Source organism: Pseudomonas sp. FG35 (genome assembly GCF_057809295.1).
Window position 1 is genome coordinate 100,969 of sequence record NZ_JBMDJR010000003.1, and the last position, 16,190, is coordinate 117,158.

Annotated in this window: 13 protein-coding genes; 8 read left to right on the forward strand and 5 right to left on the reverse strand. The window is 63.6% G+C overall.

Going from position 1 to position 16,190, the window contains the following annotated elements:
* Positions 1-79 precede the first annotated feature (79 nt).
* The 7 genes from ACODTD_RS06960 (at position 80) to ACODTD_RS06990 (ending at position 7,550) form a co-directional block, all read left to right on the forward strand.
* On the forward strand, positions 80-1,165 hold the full coding sequence (locus ACODTD_RS06960; protein ID WP_285354487.1) for an ABC transporter ATP-binding protein: 1,086 nt from the start codon (positions 80-82) through the stop codon (positions 1,163-1,165).
* 1 nt (position 1,166) lies between these two features.
* A complete protein-coding gene (locus ACODTD_RS06965) occupies positions 1,167-2,084 on the forward strand; it encodes an ABC transporter permease (protein ID WP_489104639.1) in 918 nt (305 codons plus the stop codon).
* Positions 2,081-2,869, forward strand: a complete 789-nt coding sequence (locus tag ACODTD_RS06970; protein ID WP_489104640.1) for an ABC transporter permease — start codon at positions 2,081-2,083, stop codon at positions 2,867-2,869. Before ACODTD_RS06965 ends, ACODTD_RS06970 begins: the two co-directional genes overlap by 4 nt.
* 18 nt (positions 2,870-2,887) lie before the next feature.
* A complete protein-coding gene (locus tag ACODTD_RS06975; RefSeq protein ID WP_221614545.1) occupies positions 2,888-3,940 on the forward strand; it encodes an extracellular solute-binding protein in 1,053 nt (350 codons plus the stop codon).
* A gap of 258 nt (positions 3,941-4,198) precedes the next feature.
* Positions 4,199-5,395, forward strand: a complete 1,197-nt coding sequence (locus ACODTD_RS06980; RefSeq protein WP_011334529.1) for an amidohydrolase family protein — start codon at positions 4,199-4,201, stop codon at positions 5,393-5,395.
* Positions 5,392-6,879: an amidohydrolase family protein gene (locus ACODTD_RS06985; protein WP_011334530.1), complete on the forward strand. Its 1,488-nt coding sequence runs from the start codon at positions 5,392-5,394 to the stop codon at positions 6,877-6,879. Before ACODTD_RS06980 ends, ACODTD_RS06985 begins: the two co-directional genes overlap by 4 nt.
* 11 nt (positions 6,880-6,890) lie before the next feature.
* Entirely contained in the window at positions 6,891-7,550 is a 660-nt protein-coding gene (locus ACODTD_RS06990; RefSeq protein WP_011334531.1) for a flavin reductase family protein, read from the forward strand.
* On the opposite strand, the gene ACODTD_RS06995 is transcribed toward ACODTD_RS06990, so the two are convergent.
* Genes ACODTD_RS06995 through ACODTD_RS07015 form a run of 5 tightly spaced genes read right to left on the reverse strand, consistent with a single transcriptional unit; the run spans position 7,551 to position 14,238 of the window.
* Entirely contained in the window at positions 7,551-10,628 is a 3,078-nt protein-coding gene (locus ACODTD_RS06995; RefSeq protein WP_489104641.1) for an error-prone DNA polymerase, read from the reverse strand.
* On the reverse strand, positions 10,625-12,040 hold the full coding sequence (locus ACODTD_RS07000; RefSeq protein ID WP_221614541.1) for a Y-family DNA polymerase: 1,416 nt from the start codon (positions 12,038-12,040) through the stop codon (positions 10,625-10,627). The genes ACODTD_RS06995 and ACODTD_RS07000 overlap by 4 nt, the downstream gene beginning before the upstream one ends.
* Before the next feature lie 7 nt (positions 12,041-12,047).
* Positions 12,048-12,665, reverse strand: a complete 618-nt coding sequence (gene imuA / locus ACODTD_RS07005; RefSeq protein WP_011334534.1) for a translesion DNA synthesis-associated protein ImuA — start codon at positions 12,663-12,665, stop codon at positions 12,048-12,050.
* On the reverse strand, positions 12,665-13,282 hold the full coding sequence (gene lexA, locus ACODTD_RS07010; protein ID WP_064381249.1) for a transcriptional repressor LexA: 618 nt from the start codon (positions 13,280-13,282) through the stop codon (positions 12,665-12,667). Before lexA ends, imuA begins: the two co-directional genes overlap by 1 nt.
* 38 nt (positions 13,283-13,320) lie before the next feature.
* The gene (locus ACODTD_RS07015; RefSeq protein ID WP_489104642.1) at positions 13,321-14,238 is read right to left on the reverse strand and encodes a LysR family transcriptional regulator; all 918 of its coding nucleotides are present in this window, start codon (positions 14,236-14,238) and stop codon (positions 13,321-13,323) included.
* A gap of 103 nt (positions 14,239-14,341) precedes the next feature.
* Between ACODTD_RS07015 and ACODTD_RS07020 the strand changes: the two genes are divergently transcribed.
* Entirely contained in the window at positions 14,342-16,099 is a 1,758-nt protein-coding gene (locus ACODTD_RS07020; protein WP_489104643.1) for an amidohydrolase, read from the forward strand.
* Positions 16,100-16,190 lie beyond the last annotated feature (91 nt).

Sequence of the window (16,190 nt, forward strand, 5' to 3'; positions counted from 1 at the left end):
GGTTGCGCCAGCAGATTAATCCGGGTATTTCTAAATTGCATTCAGATATTGCATACAATAATTAGAGGATTGCACCATTATGGGTCAACCAATAGCCATTGAAGTGCGTAATGTATCCAAGCGGTATTCTGATGACCCTGGCCTCGCGCCTGCCCTCGACAACGTCTCGGTGAACATCGCCGACAACGAGTTTTTCACCCTCCTCGGCCCCTCGGGCTGCGGCAAGACCACCCTGCTGCGCGCCATCGCCGGTTTCGAACACGTCAGCGACGGCGAGATCCGTCTGGCGGGCGAAACGGTCAATCACCTGCCGCCGTTCAAGCGTCGGGTCAACACGGTGTTCCAGAGTTACGCGCTGTTTCCGCACATGAGTGTCGCGCAGAATATCGCCTTCGGCCTCGAGATGCAGGGTCTTGATCGCAAGACGATTCCCGGACGGGTCGACGAAATGCTCGCGCTGGTGCAGATGGAGCACCTGGCCGGGCGCAAACCGGCGCAATTATCCGGCGGCCAGCAGCAGCGCGTGGCTCTGGCCCGGGCCCTGGCGCCGAAGCCGAAGGTGCTGTTGCTCGACGAGCCGCTGTCGGCGCTGGACCTGAAGCTGCGCAAGGAAATGCAGGTCGAACTCAAGCGCGTGCAGCAGGAAGCCGGCATCACCTTCATCTTCGTCACCCACGATCAGGAAGAAGCGCTGACCCTGTCCGACCGGATCGCGGTGATGTCCGCCGGCAAGATCCTGCAGATCGGCACCCCGATCGACATCTATGAACGTCCGCAGCACCGCTTCGTCGCCCAGTTTATCGGCGACATCAATTTCCTTCCCGGCCAACTCAAACGCGGGGAACACAACGAAAACATCTTCGTACCGAACGGCATGCCGGTGGAAATCCCCTGCCCGCCGCAAGGCGTCAATGGCAGCAGCGTGCAGCTGGCATTCCGGCCCGAGCGCTCGCAACTGGTTGCAGCGAATCAGCCGCATCATCTGCGCGGTGTGATCGAAGCGGTGCTGTATGTCGGCACCGCGACGCTGTACCAGTGCCGCTTGAACAACGACATCAAAGTCATGCTGCGGGAAAACAACGAAGGCCTGAACCGTGGTCGCGCAGTCGGTGAGCCCGTGGCGGTGCACCTGCCGCCCCAGGCCTGCCTGTTGATGGAGGCCTGAGATGAGCGTCAGCAGCACTTCTCCCTCCCTCAATCGCGCGCTGTTGCTCAGCCCGGTGGTGTTGACCCTGCTCGCCCTGATCGCCATTCCGCTGGGGATCATGGGTTACATCAGCCTGTTGCCGCGCAACACCTACGGCGGCGTCGACTGGCAGGCTCAATGGCAACTGCAGAGTTATGTGCAGCTGTTCTTCCAGGAAGGCTTCGACGGCGAACTGGAGCTGAACTGGGTCTACGCCCAGGCGCTGTTGCGCTCGGTGTTCCAGGCCAGTGGCACCACGGTGTTGTGCTTCCTGTTCGGCTTTCCGGTGGCGCTGTGGATGTCGAGCCTGACCCCGCGCCGGCGCAATTTGATGGTGTTGCTCATCACCATCCCGTTCTGGACCAACCTGCTGATCCGTAACTACGCGTGGCTGATCATCCTGCGCGAACAGGGCTGGGTCGCCCAGAGCCTCAACGCGCTCTTCCCGAGTGCCGGCGGCATCACCCTGCTCTACAACGACTTCGCCGTGAGCGTGGGTCTGGTCTACAGCTTCCTGCCGTTCATGATTTTGCCGATCTACTCGACCCTGGAAAAACTCGACTGGCGTCTGGTGGAAGCCGCCTATGACCTGGGCGCCAACCGCTGGCACGCCCTGCGCCGGATCATCCTGCCGCTGTCGATGCCCGGCGTGATTGCCGGCGCGTTGCTGGTGTTCGTGCCGAGCCTCGGCGCCTTCATCACCCCGGCGATCCTCGGCGGCGGCAAGACCCTGATGATCGGCAACCTGATCCAGCAGCAATTCGGCACCGCGCGCAACTGGCCGCTCGGCAGTTCGTTGTCGTTCCTGTTGCTGGGGATTCTGCTGTTGTCCCTGGTGCTCTACGCCCTCTACAGCCGCAGCGCGGTGAAAACCCTGAACCGGGGAGCGAAAGCATGATCTCTCTGCACCTGAAAAAACTCCCCGCAACCCGGGAAATCAGCCTGCTGATCCTCGCCTACCTGTACGTGCCGATCCTGGTGTTGATCGCCTACAGCTTCAACGCCAACCGCTCGGCGACGGTGTGGACCGAGTTCTCGTTCGCCTGGTACGGGCGGATCCTGGCCAATCCATCGATCCAGACCGCAGCGCTGAATTCGATCATCGTCGCGACCATCGCCACAGTCTGCGCCACGACCATTGCACTGCTCGCAGCCCTGGCGACTTACCGGCCGTTCTACGGACAGAAAATGGTCGAGGGCGGGATCAACCTGCCGCTGATCCTGCCGGAGATCGTCACCGCCGTGGCCACCCTGCTGCTGTTCATGGCCCTGGGCATCAAGCTTGGGCTGATGACGGTGATCGTCGCGCACATTGGCTTCTGCATTCCGTTCGCCTACCTGCCGATCCGCGCACGGCTCAACGATCTGGACAAGAGCCTGCTGGAGGCCGCCAACGATCTGTACGCCAACCCGTGGCAAGTGTTCCGCCGCGTGACCTTGCCGCTGTTGTGGCCGGCGGTGCTGTCCGGTTCGGTGCTGGCGTTCGTGGTCAGCCTCGACGATTTCATCATGACCTTCTTCGTCGCCGGGCCCGGTTCGACCACGTTGCCGGTGTACATCTTCTCGGCGATCAAGGCCGGCGTAACGCCCGAGATCAACGCGATTTCGACCCTGATGCTGGTGATTTCCATCGTGCTGGTGGTGCTGGCCTTCTGGCTTGGCCAATGCGGCAAACAACAATAAACCTGGAGCGCTCTGTTCATGAAAACCAAAAGCATGCGTTTGGCAATTTCCGGTCTGGCCCTGAGTTGTTTCACCGCGTTCAGCGCCCACGCCGCCGAGCCCAAGCAATTGTTCTTCTACAACTGGACCGATTACTACCCGGTGGACCTGCTGGCCAAGTTCGAAAAGGAGACCGGGATCAAGGTCACCATGGACGGCTACGACAGCAACGAAACCCTGCTCGCCAAATTGCAGGCCGGCGGCGCGGCGTATGACGTGATCGTGCCGTCGCAGTCGATCATGCAGACGCTGATCAAGCAGGACCTGCTGCTGGAAATCGACGCTCCGACCCTGAGCAACTTCCAGTACGTCAAAGGCCCGTTCCGCGATCCGAGCTTCGACCCGGGCCGCAAGTTTTCGGCGCCGTACCTGTGGGGCACCACCGGGTTTTCCTATGACAGCGCACGGGTACCGGGCGGCAAGCTCGATGATTCGTGGAAAGAATTCTTCGAACCGCGCAAGGAACTGCAAGGCCAGCTCGCCGCCCTCGACACTTCCAGCAGCGTGATCAACGCCGCCAGTCATTACCTGAACGTCGACGAATGCACGGAAAACCCGCAGGAGGCCAAACGCATCCTCGAACTGCTGCAAAAACAGAAACCGTTTTTGAAGATGTACAGCTCCGACAACACCGTCGACCGCATGGCCTCGGGCGAAGTGATCATGATGCAGAACTGGAACGGCTCGACGGCCCGCGCCACGTTGCAGAAGAGCACGATCAAATACGTGTACCCGAAAGAAGGCCTGGCGATGTTCCAGGACAACTTCGCCGTACCGAAAAGCGCTCCGCATCCGGGCAACGCGAGGATCTTCATCGACTGGATGATGAAGCCCGAGAACGCGGCGGCCGTGTCCAACGCGATTGCCTATGCCAACGGGATTCAGAGCGATCAGTTGCTGGATGCGAAATGGAAGGTCATGGACGCGATCAACATGCCCGAGGAATACGCCTCGCGCCTGCGGCCGGAGAAGGAATGCAGCAACAAGGCGCGGGAGCTGCAGGATCGGATCTGGTCGAAGCTCAAGGGTTGATTCGGGATCGCTGGTTGATCTGAACGCCGACCACCCAGTTCGACCTGGAGAAGCCCCTCACCCTAGCCCTCTCCCAGAGGGAGAGGGGACTGACCGCATTGTCTCGAGAGATACGCCGACCTGAGAAATCGAGTTGATTACGGATTCACAGCCAATCGTTCAGGTCGGCGTAGCTCTTCAATATCCCCCATTCGGTCCCCTCTCCCTCCGGGAGAGGGCTAGGGTGAGGGAAAAATTTCAAAGAACACCGAGGTTCCCATGTCCCACCCCCGCTGGCTCAGAAACATCCGCCCCTACGGCGCCCCCGCCGAAGACCTGCTGATCGAAAACGGCAAGTTCAGCCAACGCCGCCCGGCCTCCAATGCTCCACTGACCGCCACCGACATCGACGGCCAGAACCAGCTCCTGACCGCTCCGCTGGTGGAAAGCCACGTCCACCTCGACAAGACCCTGTACGGCCAGCCCTGGCGCCCGAACAGCGCCGGCCCGACGCTCAAGGACTACATCAGCAACGAGCGCCGTGTGCTGCGTGAAGTCAAGGCGCCGATCGCCGAACGCGCCGGCGCGCTGCTGGAAAACTGCATCGCCCGGGGTTCGCTGACCATGCGCTGCCACGTCGACATCGACCCGGAATTCGGCCTGCGCCACGTCGAGGCCATGCAACAACTGCGCGAAACCTACAACGACCTGATCGACCTGCAACTGGTGGTGTTCCCGCAAACCGGCCTGATCAGCCGCCCCGGCACCGCCGAGCTGATGCGCGAAGCCATGGCCCTGGGCGTGGAGAACGTCGGCGGCCTCGACCCCTGCGGCATCGACAACGACCCGATCGCGCAACTGGATTTCGTGTTCAAACTGGCCCGCGAGTTCCAGCGTGGCGTCGACATTCACCTGCACGACAAAGGTGAACTGGGCCTGTGGCAGATCGCCCGGATCGCCGATTACACCGAGCGTTTCAACCTGCACAACCGGGTGATGATCAGCCATGCTTATTGCCTCGGCATGTTGCCTTGGAGCCAGGTCAAACCGGTCGCCGAACGCCTCGCTGCGCTGGGGATTTCGCTGATGAGTTCGGCGCCGGCCGACTGCGCGGTGCCGCCGTTTCTGGCGCTGCGTGACTCCGGCGTCAACGTCTGCCTCGGTTCCGACGGCATTCGCGATGCGTGGTCGCCGATGGGTAATGGCGACATGCTGGAACGGGCAATGTTGCTGGCGTTTCGTTTTGATCTGGGCAAAGACGATGAACTGGCGGCAGCCTTCGACGCGGCGACGGGCAACGGTGCCCGCGCATTGGGGATCAAGGATTACGGCTTCGCCATCGGCCGGCCGGCAGACTTTCTGCTGATGCCGGTCGAAACCCTCGGCGAAGCAGTAGTTTCGCGCCCTGTGCGTCAGGTCTATCGCGGTGGCGAATTGATCGCGAGCGGCGGTCGTTTGCTGGGCAGCCGTCTGTGAAACGGATCGGTCTGAAGGCTGGTTGCGTGGTCGGTTTCGACGGCACGCAACATGTACTGTGGCGCGACGGCGAAGTGGTGTTCGCCGGTTCACGGATCGAGTTTGTCGGGCGCGGATACCAAGGGCCGGTGGATCAGTGGATCGACTACGGCAATGCGCTGATCGGACCCGGTTTCATCGACCTGGATGCCCTCGGCGATCTCGACTCCACCGTGCTGACTCTGGACAACGGCGACGAACGCGCGATGGGCCGGATGTGGTCGGCGGAGTATCTGGCGGCCGGCCCGCGTGAGTCGTTCAGCCCCGAAGAAGAGGTCTTCAAGTACCGCTACGCCTTCACCCAGTTGATCCGCAACGGCATTACCACGGCCATGCCGATCACTTCGATGTACTACCGCGAATGGGCGGAGACCTACGACGAGTTTGCCGCTGTCGCCGACGTCGCGGGCGAATTGGGCCTGCGTACCTATCTCGGCCCCTGCTACATGAGCGGCATGAGTTACTGGCGCGCCGACGGCACCCTCGCCCATCACTGGGATGAGGCTCGGGGCCTGGCGGGACTGGATGCGGCCGAACGGTTTTTCAAGGATTTCGATGGCGCCCACGCCGGGTTGATTCGCGGTGCGCTGCTGCCGGATCGCATCCAGACCTGCACTCCGGCGCTGCTCCAACGCACGTCCGCCTTGAGTCGTGAACTGAACGCACCGATGCGTCTGCATTGCTGTCAGGCGCCCGGCGAAGTAGCGATGGTCGAACAGTTGCGCGGCACCACGCCGCTGGGCTGGTTGCAGCGGTTGGATTTGCTCAACCCGCGCAGCCTGTTGCCCCACGGCATTTACACCTCGGGAGATGACGACTTGCAACGGGTCATCGACGGCGGCGCCAGTCTGGTGCACTGCCCGCTGGTGTTCGCCCGTGACGGCGAGGCGCTGAATTCGTTCGGCCGCTATCGGGCCAAAGGCATCAACCTCGCCCTCGGCACCGATACCTGGCCGGCGGATTTGCTGGCCAACATGCGCCACGGTCTGAACATCGCCCGGCTCATGGAGGGAGGGCCGTCGCAGACCCGCAGCCTCGACCTGTACAACGCCGCGACCCTCGGCGGCGCCAAGGCGTTGGGCCGTGACGACCTCGGTCGCCTGGCCCCCGGCGCCAAAGCGGATATCACCGTGTTCAACCTGCGCGGCCTGCACCTGGGCCCGCTGTTCGATCCACTGAAAAACCTGCTGCTGGCCGGGCGCGGCGACGACTGCCTAGCCAGTTACATCGACGGTCGCTGCGTGATGCACGACGGTCAGGTCAACGGCGTCGACTACCCCACTCTGCAACGCCAGGCCCAGCGCCAATACGAAAAACTGATGCGCAGCCACAGCGACCGGGCCTTTGGCCGACCGGACTGGAAAAAGCTGTTCCAGCCGGCCATTGCGTTCGCCGACGCCTACAGCGCCGAAGCGCCGTTGAGCGCCATCGATCCACTTCTTTAGAGAACACTGCCATGCACAGCTTCGATTTCAGCCAACTGAGTCCACGGGAAAAATACAAGATTCTGATCGGCAGCGTGGTGCCGCGCCCGATTGCACTGGTCACCACCATCGATGCCGAAGGCCGGGTCAATGCCGCACCGTTCAGTTTCTTCAATGCGCTGTCGGCGGATCCGCCCATTCTCGCGCTCGGCGTGGAGAACTACGGCGACCAGAGTCCGAAGGACACCACGCGCAATATCCAGATGAATCAGGAGTTCACCGTCAACATCGTCAGTGACGCCTTGGTGGAGGCCATGAACGTCTGCGCCGTGCCGTTCGCGCCGGGCTTCGATGAGTTGACCGCAGCGGGCCTGACAGCGATCCCCGGCACCTCGGTCAAATGCCCGCGAATCGGCGAAGCACCGGTGGCGCTGGAATGTCGGCGGATGATGGCGCTGAACATCGGTCAGTCGCGGGAGATCATTTTTGGCGAGGTGTTGATGGCGCATGTGCGCGACGAGTTGATCGACCCGAAAACCCTGTACATCGATCAATTGGGGCTGGATGCGATCGGACGCATGGGCGGGCATGGTTATGCACGGACCCGAGACTACTTCGACCTGCCGACCCGCTCGTTGCAAGCGTGGACGGAGGCGCCGGGGGGTGGCGAGCGGTTCTGGCCACAGCGCTGATCAGTGGAAGTCGCGGCTCTGTACGCGGATGCCGTTGAGCAGCGGAGTCAGATCGCTCAAGCGTCCGGCGATCAGGTGCCGCACCTCGCCTTCCCGCTCCCAGCGGCCATCGACCTTGAGCAATTGCGAGCCCACCAGCACCTGCCGCTGACGCTCGGCCAGATCGCGCCAGACCACCACGTTGACGTTGCCGAACTCGTCTTCCAGGGTCACGAAGGTCACGCCACTGGCAGTGCCCGGCCGCTGACGCCCGGTCACCAGCCCCGCCACGCTGACCGGCCGGCCATGTTCGACCTCCAGCAACTCCCGGGAACTGCGGCAGCGCCGCGCCCGCAACTCGTTGCGCAACAGCGTCAGCGGGTGCGGCCCCAGTGTGGTGCCAAGGGTGGCGTAGTCGGTGAACAGGTCTTCGCTGACACTCGGCGTCGGCAGCAACACATCCGGTTCCTCCTGACTCGGCAACCCGGCAAACAGCCCGAGCTGTTTCTGCACCCCGGCCACTTCCCAGCGTGCCCGATGGCGGTGACCGGCCAGGCCGCGCAACGCCCCGGCGTCGGCCAGCAACGCCTGGGCGCGACTGTCGAGCCCGGCCCGCTCACCCAGATCGGCGACATCGGCAAATGCCCCCCTCGCCCGCGCGCTTTCAATGCTGCGCGCATCTTCCTCGCGAAAGCCCTTGATCATCCGCAGGCCCATGCGGATGGCCGGTTGCTCGCCGGCAATCGGCTCCAGGCTGCAATCCCAGTCACTGGCGCGCACGTCCACCGGACGGATCTGCAAATGATGCCGGCGCGCATCCTGAAGAATCTGATCCGGACTGTAGAAACCCATCGGCCAGCTGTTGATCAGCGCACAGGCGAACGCCGCCGGTTCATGGCACTTGAGCCAGCAACTGGCATAGGTCAGCAAGGCAAAACTGGCGGCGTGGGACTCGGGGAAACCGTAACTGCCGAAGCCCTTGATCTGCTCGAAGATCTGCGCGGCGAATTCCGGGCTGTAGCCGTTTTTCTTCATGCCGGCGGCCAGCCGTTCCTTGTGCGGTTCCAGCCCGCCGTGGCGTTTCCACGCCGCCATGGAGCGGCGCAACTGGTCAGCCTCGCCGGGGCTGTAGTCGGCGGCGACAATCGCGATCTGCATCACCTGTTCCTGAAACAGCGGCACACCGAGGGTGCGCTTGAGCACCACTTCCAGTTCCGGGGACGGATAGGTTTCCTCTTCTTCCTTGTTCCGCCGGCGCAGGTACGGATGGACCATCCCGCCCTGTATCGGCCCCGGCCGGACGATGGCCACCTCGATCACCAGGTCATAGAAGGTTTGCGGGCGCAGACGCGGCAGCATCGACATCTGCGCCCGGGACTCGATCTGGAACACGCCGATGGTATCGGCGCGGCTGATCATGTCGTAGGTCGGGCGATCCTCAGGCGGGATGGTGGCCAGGCTCAGGTCCTGATGGCGATGGCGGCGCAGCAGGTCGAAACAGCGGCGGATCGCGCTGAGCATGCCGAGGGCGAGGATATCCACCTTGAGCAGCCCGACCGCATCGAGGTCATCCTTGTCCCACTGGATGATGGTGCGGTCGGCCATAGCGGCGTTTTCCACCGGCACCAGAGTGTCCAGCGGTTGCTCGGATATCACGAAACCGCCGGGGTGCTGCGACAGGTGCCGGGGGAAGCCGATCAGTTGCCCGGTCAGGCTCAGCACCCGGTGCAGCAGCGGACTTTCGGGGTCGAAACCGCCCTCGCGCAGGCGCTCCACGGGTGGGGTTTCATCGCTCCAGTGACCGCAACAGTCGGCCAGCGCATTGATCTGGTCCGGCGGCAAGCCCAGCGCCTTGGCCACATCGCGGATCGCACCGGAAGCGTGATACGTGCTGACCACCGCGGTCAGCGCCGCACGACGGCGGCCATAACGACGGAACACGTATTGCAGGACTTCTTCCCGGCGTTCGTGCTCGAAATCGACGTCGATGTCCGGCGGCTCGTTGCGCTCCCTCGACATGAAACGCTCGAACAGCAGCGTGGTGCGGTCCGGGTCGATCTCGGTGATGCCCAGGGCAAAACACACCGCCGAGTTGGCCGCCGAACCCCGGCCCTGACAGAGAATTTTCTGCTCACGGGCGAAGCGCACCACGTCGTGCACGGTGAGGAAGTAGCTTTCGTAGCCGAGTTCGGCAATCAGCTCCAGCTCATCGTCGATCTGCTTGAGCACCTTGGGCTGTGCGCCTTTCGGCCAGCGCCAGGCGATGCCTTGTTCGGTCAGGTGGCGCAGCCAGGAACTGGCGCTGTGTTCCTCGGGCACCAGCTCTTTGGGGTATTGATAGCGCAACTCGCCCAGATCGAAGGTGCAGCGGCGGGCCAGCTTTAGCGATTCGTCCAGCAAGGTCTGTGGATACAGCTCGCGCAATACATCGAGGCTGCGCAAATGCCGCTCGCCGTTGGGGTGCAGGCGCAATCCGGCCTCGGCCACCGGGACGTGATGGCGGATCGCGGTCATGGTGTCCTGCAAGGCTCGCCGGCCACGGGCATGCATGTGCACATCGCCGCTGGCCACGGCTGGAATTTGCAGCTCATCCGCCAGACTCAACAGTGCGGCAAGCCGTTGCTGATCGTTCTGCCCACGATGCAACTGCACCGCCAGCCACAGCCGCTCGCCGAACGTCTGTTTCAGCCAGCGCCCCTCTTCCACCTCATCGACCGCCTCCGGCACCCACAGCACCAGCAATCCCGGCAACGGCTCGCTGAAGTCCTCGCGCAGTATTTGATACTGGCCTTTTTGGGTACGCCGTCGAGCCTGGGTGATCAAGCCGCACAGGGCCTGATAACCCTCGATGTTCTCCACCAGCAACACCAGTTTCGGGCCGTTCTCGATACGGATTTCGCTGCCGATGATCAGCGGCAACTCCACTGACTTGGCTGCCTGCCAGGCACGGACGATCCCGGCGAGGGTGCATTCATCGGTAATCGCCAGCGCCTGATAGCCGTGCTTTTTCGCGCGCTGAAACAGTTCCAGCGCACTGGACGCGCCGCGCTGGAAACTGAAATTCGACAGGCAGTGCAGCTCGGCATAACCCTGGTTCATGCGAACCAGCCCTGCAGCCACAACGGACCGACCTCACCCACTGCCCGGTACGCCCAGCCTTGCTGGCCTGCGCGGTTCTGGATCAGGTAATAGTCGCGGCGCACGTCGTCACCGTCCCACCAGCCGGACTCGATGCGCTCCGGACCCATGAGGATGCGCGCCGAACCTTCGGGCACCGACTGCGGCTCGCCCAACAACCAGCCCGGACGCTGCACGCACGGCAATGCAGGGCAACGCTGCTTGTCGTCGGCGTTCTGCCACGCGCACTCCGGGCGATGATCGGCCTGAAAGCGCAGGCCCTGCACCGCCTCATCGCCCAGCCGTGCGCGCAGGCGTTCGCGCAGTTGCTCCCAGGGCAAGGTCTGCTGCGGGCGGTCGTCGAACAGTTCCTGAAACTGCGGCACGAAACTCGGCAGATCCTCGGCGCGCAGACGAAAGCCGCGCACCGGGGCTTCGACCTGCACCTGCTCCAGTCGGCCACGGGCCAGTTCAAAGAGCATCGCCGGATCGCGCTCGGCGCTGAGCAGGCCGACCTTGATCAGCGTGTCCGGCAGCCCCGCATGTTCCAGGTGCAGATCGAAGCGCTGCACGCCGCTGTCACGCCCGCACAAAAACGCCGCCAGATCGGACGTCAGGCGGCGCAAGGGGAACAGCAGCGCCTGATGGGACTGCACGTCGAAATTGAGTTCGATGCGCACGTCGAAGCGATCCGGCGGCAGGTAGAACGCCAGCGCCAGCGGTCGCGCGCCGAACAGCGTGTCCAGGTGCTTGAGCATCGGCGCCTCGAAACGCCGGGCCAGGGCCTGACGCGGCAGGTTCTGCACCTGATGGAGGTTGCGCAGGCCCATGCGCGACAAGGCCGTGGCCACGCTCGGCTCAAGCCCGATGCGGTCGACCGGCAATTGCCCGAGGTGATGGCGCAGGGCTTCACCGTCGGGCACCACCAATCCGTCATAGGCGTTGGCCAGTACTCGCGCCGCCACCGGGTTGGGCGCGGCGACGATGCGGTGACGAAAGCCCAGCTCCGTCAGTTCCGTGCGCAAGCGCGCTTCGAACTGCGCCCAGGACCCGAACAGCCCAAGGCTCGACTCGATCTCGAACACCACGGTGCGCGGGTAATGCACGCTGACCTGGGCGCTGAAACGATAGGCCCAGGCGGCGAGAAACTGCTGCCAGTGCTCGACCTCGGCCGAATCGTAATCGACGGTGGCAAACCCTTTGCTCATGGCCTGCGCGGCGGTCATCGATTGCCCGGGACGCAAGCCCAGTGCCCGCGCCGCCGGGTTGACCGCTTGCAGCACCCGCCGCTGGGCCGGGCCGCTGAGCAGCGCCAACGGTTGCTCGGGATCGGGGCGCTGACGCAGCACGGCGTCGAGGGCCAATTGCGGGAACAGAATGCAAACCCAGCGCATGGCGACCTCAATGCCCCACGGTGAAGGCAATCGGTGCGCTGCGCGCCAGTCCGCCCCGGCACTTGAGCACGCGCAATTGCGCCGGGCGGGCATCGATGGCGATGCGCAGCGCGGCCGGCGACGGGTTGACCGCTTCGCTCAAGGGGCGCCACGCGAACGCCAGGGTCTGGCCGGTTTCCGCCGCCACCTGCAAACGGCGCAAGGCGCGGTCATCGGCCTTGTGCGGCCAGCACAGCACCGCGCCGCAACTGCCCGAGCGCAGGCATTGTTCTGCCGCCCACAACGCATCGCGTTCGCTGGCCTGGATCACCGACAACTGCCGCAGATCGACCCCGGCATTGGCCCACGCCTGCGGGTACGGCACGAACGGCGGCGCCACCAGCACAATGCGCTCGCCCGCCGCCGACAGCCGCGCCAGCGTCGGCCACACCAATTGCAATTCGCCGACACCGGGCCCGGCCAGCAGGATTTCGCTCAGCGCCGCTTCTGGCCAGCCGCCACTGGGCAACGCTGCGTCCAGCGCCGCGTGCCCGGTGGGTTGCGGGCTGGCGGCGGGTGGCGCAGGCCGGCCCTTCCAGACCTGGCCGCCATTGAACAGCGTATCCAGCGCAACGACGGCACCCATCAGCCTTGCCTCACCAGACCGCAGAACACCCCTTCGATAGCCAGGTCCTGATCGGCCCGCACCACAATCGGCTGGTACGCCGGGTTGCGCGGCAACAGGCGAACCTCATCGCCGACCCGCTCGAAGCGTTTGATCGTGACCTCACCGTCGAGTCGCGCCACCACGATCTGGCCATTGAGCGCTTCGGGGTTGCGCCGCACGCCGACCAGATCGCCGTCGAGAATGCCGTCCTCGATCATCGAATCGCCCTGCACCCGCAGCATGTAGTCGGGCGTACGGGAGAACAGCGCCGGGTCGAGCATCAGCCGATTGTGCAGGTCGGCATCGGCCCCGATGGGCGCACCAGCGGCCACCCGGCCGAGTACCGGGACTTCGAGCAGCTCCGGCCGCGCAGGTTGCCCGAGCAAACGAATGCCCCGGGCCTGATGCGGATTGACCTCGATAAACCCGGCTTCGGTGAGCGCCAGCACATGCTTGCGCGCCACGCTGCGGGAGGCAAAACCAAAAGCCTCGCTGATTTCAGCGAGGCTTGGAGGCTGACCGTGTTCGGCGATGCGTTCGCGGATAAAGGTCAGGATGGCGGTACGGCGAGGAGTGAGAGTCGTCATGGAGTACATTTGTACTCTTGTGGGAATTTCCTGACAAGCACCACCAGTCAGCTCAAACCGCGCTCCGCCAGAAACTCCGCGATGTAGTCGATAAACGCCACAACCTTGGCCGTAGCCCGCCGATGACTCGGGTACACCGCCAGAATGTGCGGGCCAAAACTGTCCGGATCGATCTCGTAATCCGCCATGACCCGCACCAGTCGCCCGTCGGCGATGTACGGCGCGGCACTCCACAGCGGCGTGTGCAGCAGGCCACGCCCGGCCAGGGCGCTGGCCAGCAGCAGGTCGTAATTGTCACTGCGCAACAGCGGCGCCGTCGGTTGCGCCAGGCTCAGGCGCTGGCCGTCGCGCTCGGCCCACCAGAATTCGCGGCTGAGCAACGGATGCCGGTACAGCAACCATTCATGCTGATCGAGGGTTTGCGGCGTGACCGGCAAGCCCTTGCGCGCCAGGTATTCGGGGCTGCCGCACAGCGCCAGACGATTGCTGCCGACCACCCGGGCGATCAACCCCGGCAAATCATCGTGCCCTTCACGCAACGCCAGGTCGTAACCGCTTTCCAGCAGATTGACGAATTCGTCGCACAAATCCACTTGCAGGCTGATCTGCGGGTATTGCTGTAAAAAGCCGTCACACACCTGATCGAGAAACGCTCGCCCATAGGCCAGCGGCGCAGTGATTTTCAGGCTGCCGCGCAGGCCATGCTGCAACTGCTCGATTTCCTCACTGGCCTCGTCCAGCCGTTGCAGCACCTGGCGTGCGGTTTCCAGATACAGCCGGCCGATTTCGGTCAGCAGAATCCGCCGCGTGCTGCGCTCGAACAGCCGCGCCCCAAGTTCGGATTCCAGATGATTGACCGCTTTGGTCAAGGCCGACGGAGTCTTGCCCAGTTGCTCGGCAGCGCGGCTGAAACTGCCGAGCTGCGCGGTGACCACGAACATTTTCAGTGCACCCAGCTTGTCCATGCTTTTTCCATTCAGGCAAAAACGTTTTTCGTGAGGGAGGCGTTCTGTCGGGCGTTGGCAGCCACTAATCTGGCCATCAGACGCAATAACAAGGAAATGTTCAATGAAAAGATTCATCCCGCATTTCACAAAAAATCTGCTGATCGCCGCTATGAGTTTTGCCTCGATGGAAGCCATGGCCGCCACCGATCTGGTGCTGTTCAATGGCAAGATTTTCACCGCCGACCGCGCTCAACCGAAGGTTCAGGCGCTGGCCGTGGAGAACGGCAAGGTGCTGAAAGTCGGCAGCGATGCGCAGATCAAGGCCTTGATCGAGCCCGGCACCCAGGTGATCGACCTGAAAGGTCAGGCGCTGATGCCCGGCCTGATCGACAGCCATTCCCACGCGATTTTCGGCGGACTGGAAATGGTCTCGGCTAACATGGAAGACGACGTGGTCGGTCTGGATGAACTGGAAAAACGCCTGCGCGGCTGGCGCGATGACGGCAAGGCCCGGCATGGCGATGTGTTGAGCGTGGCCGGCATGAGTTCGGCGTATTGGGCCAAGGCTGAGGCATTGGGCAAAATCTTCAATAACGGCGAATGGGCCGACGTGCCGGTGGTGTTCACCGGCAGCGATCACCACACGGCGTGGGCCAACAACGTGATGCTCAAGCGTGCGGGCATCGACGCCGCGCTGCTGAAAACCCTGCCGGACGCGGAAAAAGACACCCTCGGCAAACTGGCCAACGGTGAACCGAACGGCTTTGTGGTCGACGCCGGTTGGGATCGGGTTGCCTCGAAAATGCCAGTGCCGAGCCCGGCCGACATGCTCAAAGCCGCGCAATCGGCGGTGCGTTTCAACAACAGCCTCGGCATCACCGCGTGGATGGACCCCGCCGCCAACGCCGCGCCGGGCGAGCCGGTGTTCGCCCTCAAGCCCACCGAGAAAACCGTCGGCGTGCTGCCGGCCTATAAAGCCCTGTCGGAAAGCGGCGGCATGACTGCCCACGTCGCCGCACTGCTGGTGGCCAATCCGAAAAGCGTCCCGGCCGATCTCGACACCCTCGACAAGGTGCGCCGGCAGTTTCAGGGCATTCCCAACCTGACGCTGCCGGGGATCAAGATCTTCGCCGACGGCGTGATCGAGTACCCGGCCCAGAGCGCGGCGATGATCGATCCCTACAGCAACTCGCACAAACAGGGCGAATTGCTGATCGATCCGCAGCATTTCGGCGAACTGGTCAGTGCCATCGACCAGCGCGGCTGGCTGGTGCACATCCACGCCATCGGCGACCGCGCGGTGCGCGAATCGCTGAACGGCATCGCCCAGGCGCGCAAGGACCGGCAAAGCGGCGTAACGCACTCGATCACCCACCTGCAAATGGTCAACCCGAAGGAGTTCGCCCGCTTCAAGCCGCTGAACGTGATTGCCTCGATGCAACTGCTGTGGGCCAGCGCCGACGACTACACCACCGACATGATCAAGCCTTACGTCAGCGCCCTCGCCTTTCGCTATCAATACCCGGCGCATTCGCTGCTCAAACAGGGCGCGACGATTGCCGGCGCCAGCGACTGGCCGGTGTCCTCGCCGAACCCGTGGAACGCCATGGCCCAGGCCATCACCCGCACCGGGCCGCTGGGCGTGCTCAACGCCGACGAACGCCTGGACCGTGAAACCATGTTCTACGCCTACACCGCCAACGCGGCGCGGACCATCGGCCTGGAACAACAGATTGGCTCGCTGAGCCCCGGCAAACAGGCCGATTTCATCGTGCTCGATCGCGACGTGTTCAGCGTCGATGACAAAGCCCTGCATGACACCCAGGTGCTGCAAACCTGGTTCGCCGGCCGTCAGGTCTACGCCCCTACCCTCCAATAACAATCGCCGTATCCGCTGCCCGACCCCGCGCCAGCCGCCGGGGTCCGGCGCAGCCTTGCCCGCTTCCTGCCCATAACAACCACAACAACGG

Bases quoted from the DNA above. Each gene is read 5' to 3' on its own strand.
- imuA (WP_011334534.1), bottom strand. From the start codon at position 12,665: ATGGGTGCCGTCGTTGCGCTGGATACGCTGTTCAATGGCGGCCAGGTC.
- ACODTD_RS06960 (WP_285354487.1), top strand. From the start codon at position 80: ATGGGTCAACCAATAGCCATTGAAGTGCGTAATGTATCCAAGCGGTAT.
- lexA (WP_064381249.1), bottom strand. From the start codon at position 13,282: ATGTACTCCATGACGACTCTCACTCCTCGCCGTACCGCCATCCTGACC.
- ACODTD_RS06975 (WP_221614545.1), top strand. From the start codon at position 2,888: ATGAAAACCAAAAGCATGCGTTTGGCAATTTCCGGTCTGGCCCTGAGT.
- ACODTD_RS06980 (WP_011334529.1), top strand. From the start codon at position 4,199: ATGTCCCACCCCCGCTGGCTCAGAAACATCCGCCCCTACGGCGCCCCC.
- ACODTD_RS07015 (WP_489104642.1), bottom strand. From the start codon at position 14,238: ATGGACAAGCTGGGTGCACTGAAAATGTTCGTGGTCACCGCGCAGCTC.
- ACODTD_RS06995 (WP_489104641.1), bottom strand. From the start codon at position 10,628: ATGAACCAGGGTTATGCCGAGCTGCACTGCCTGTCGAATTTCAGTTTC.
- ACODTD_RS07020 (WP_489104643.1), top strand. From the start codon at position 14,342: ATGAAAAGATTCATCCCGCATTTCACAAAAAATCTGCTGATCGCCGCT.
- ACODTD_RS07000 (WP_221614541.1), bottom strand. From the start codon at position 12,040: ATGCGCTGGGTTTGCATTCTGTTCCCGCAATTGGCCCTCGACGCCGTG.
- ACODTD_RS06970 (WP_489104640.1), top strand. From the start codon at position 2,081: ATGATCTCTCTGCACCTGAAAAAACTCCCCGCAACCCGGGAAATCAGC.
- ACODTD_RS06990 (WP_011334531.1), top strand. From the start codon at position 6,891: ATGCACAGCTTCGATTTCAGCCAACTGAGTCCACGGGAAAAATACAAG.
- ACODTD_RS06965 (WP_489104639.1), top strand. From the start codon at position 1,167: ATGAGCGTCAGCAGCACTTCTCCCTCCCTCAATCGCGCGCTGTTGCTC.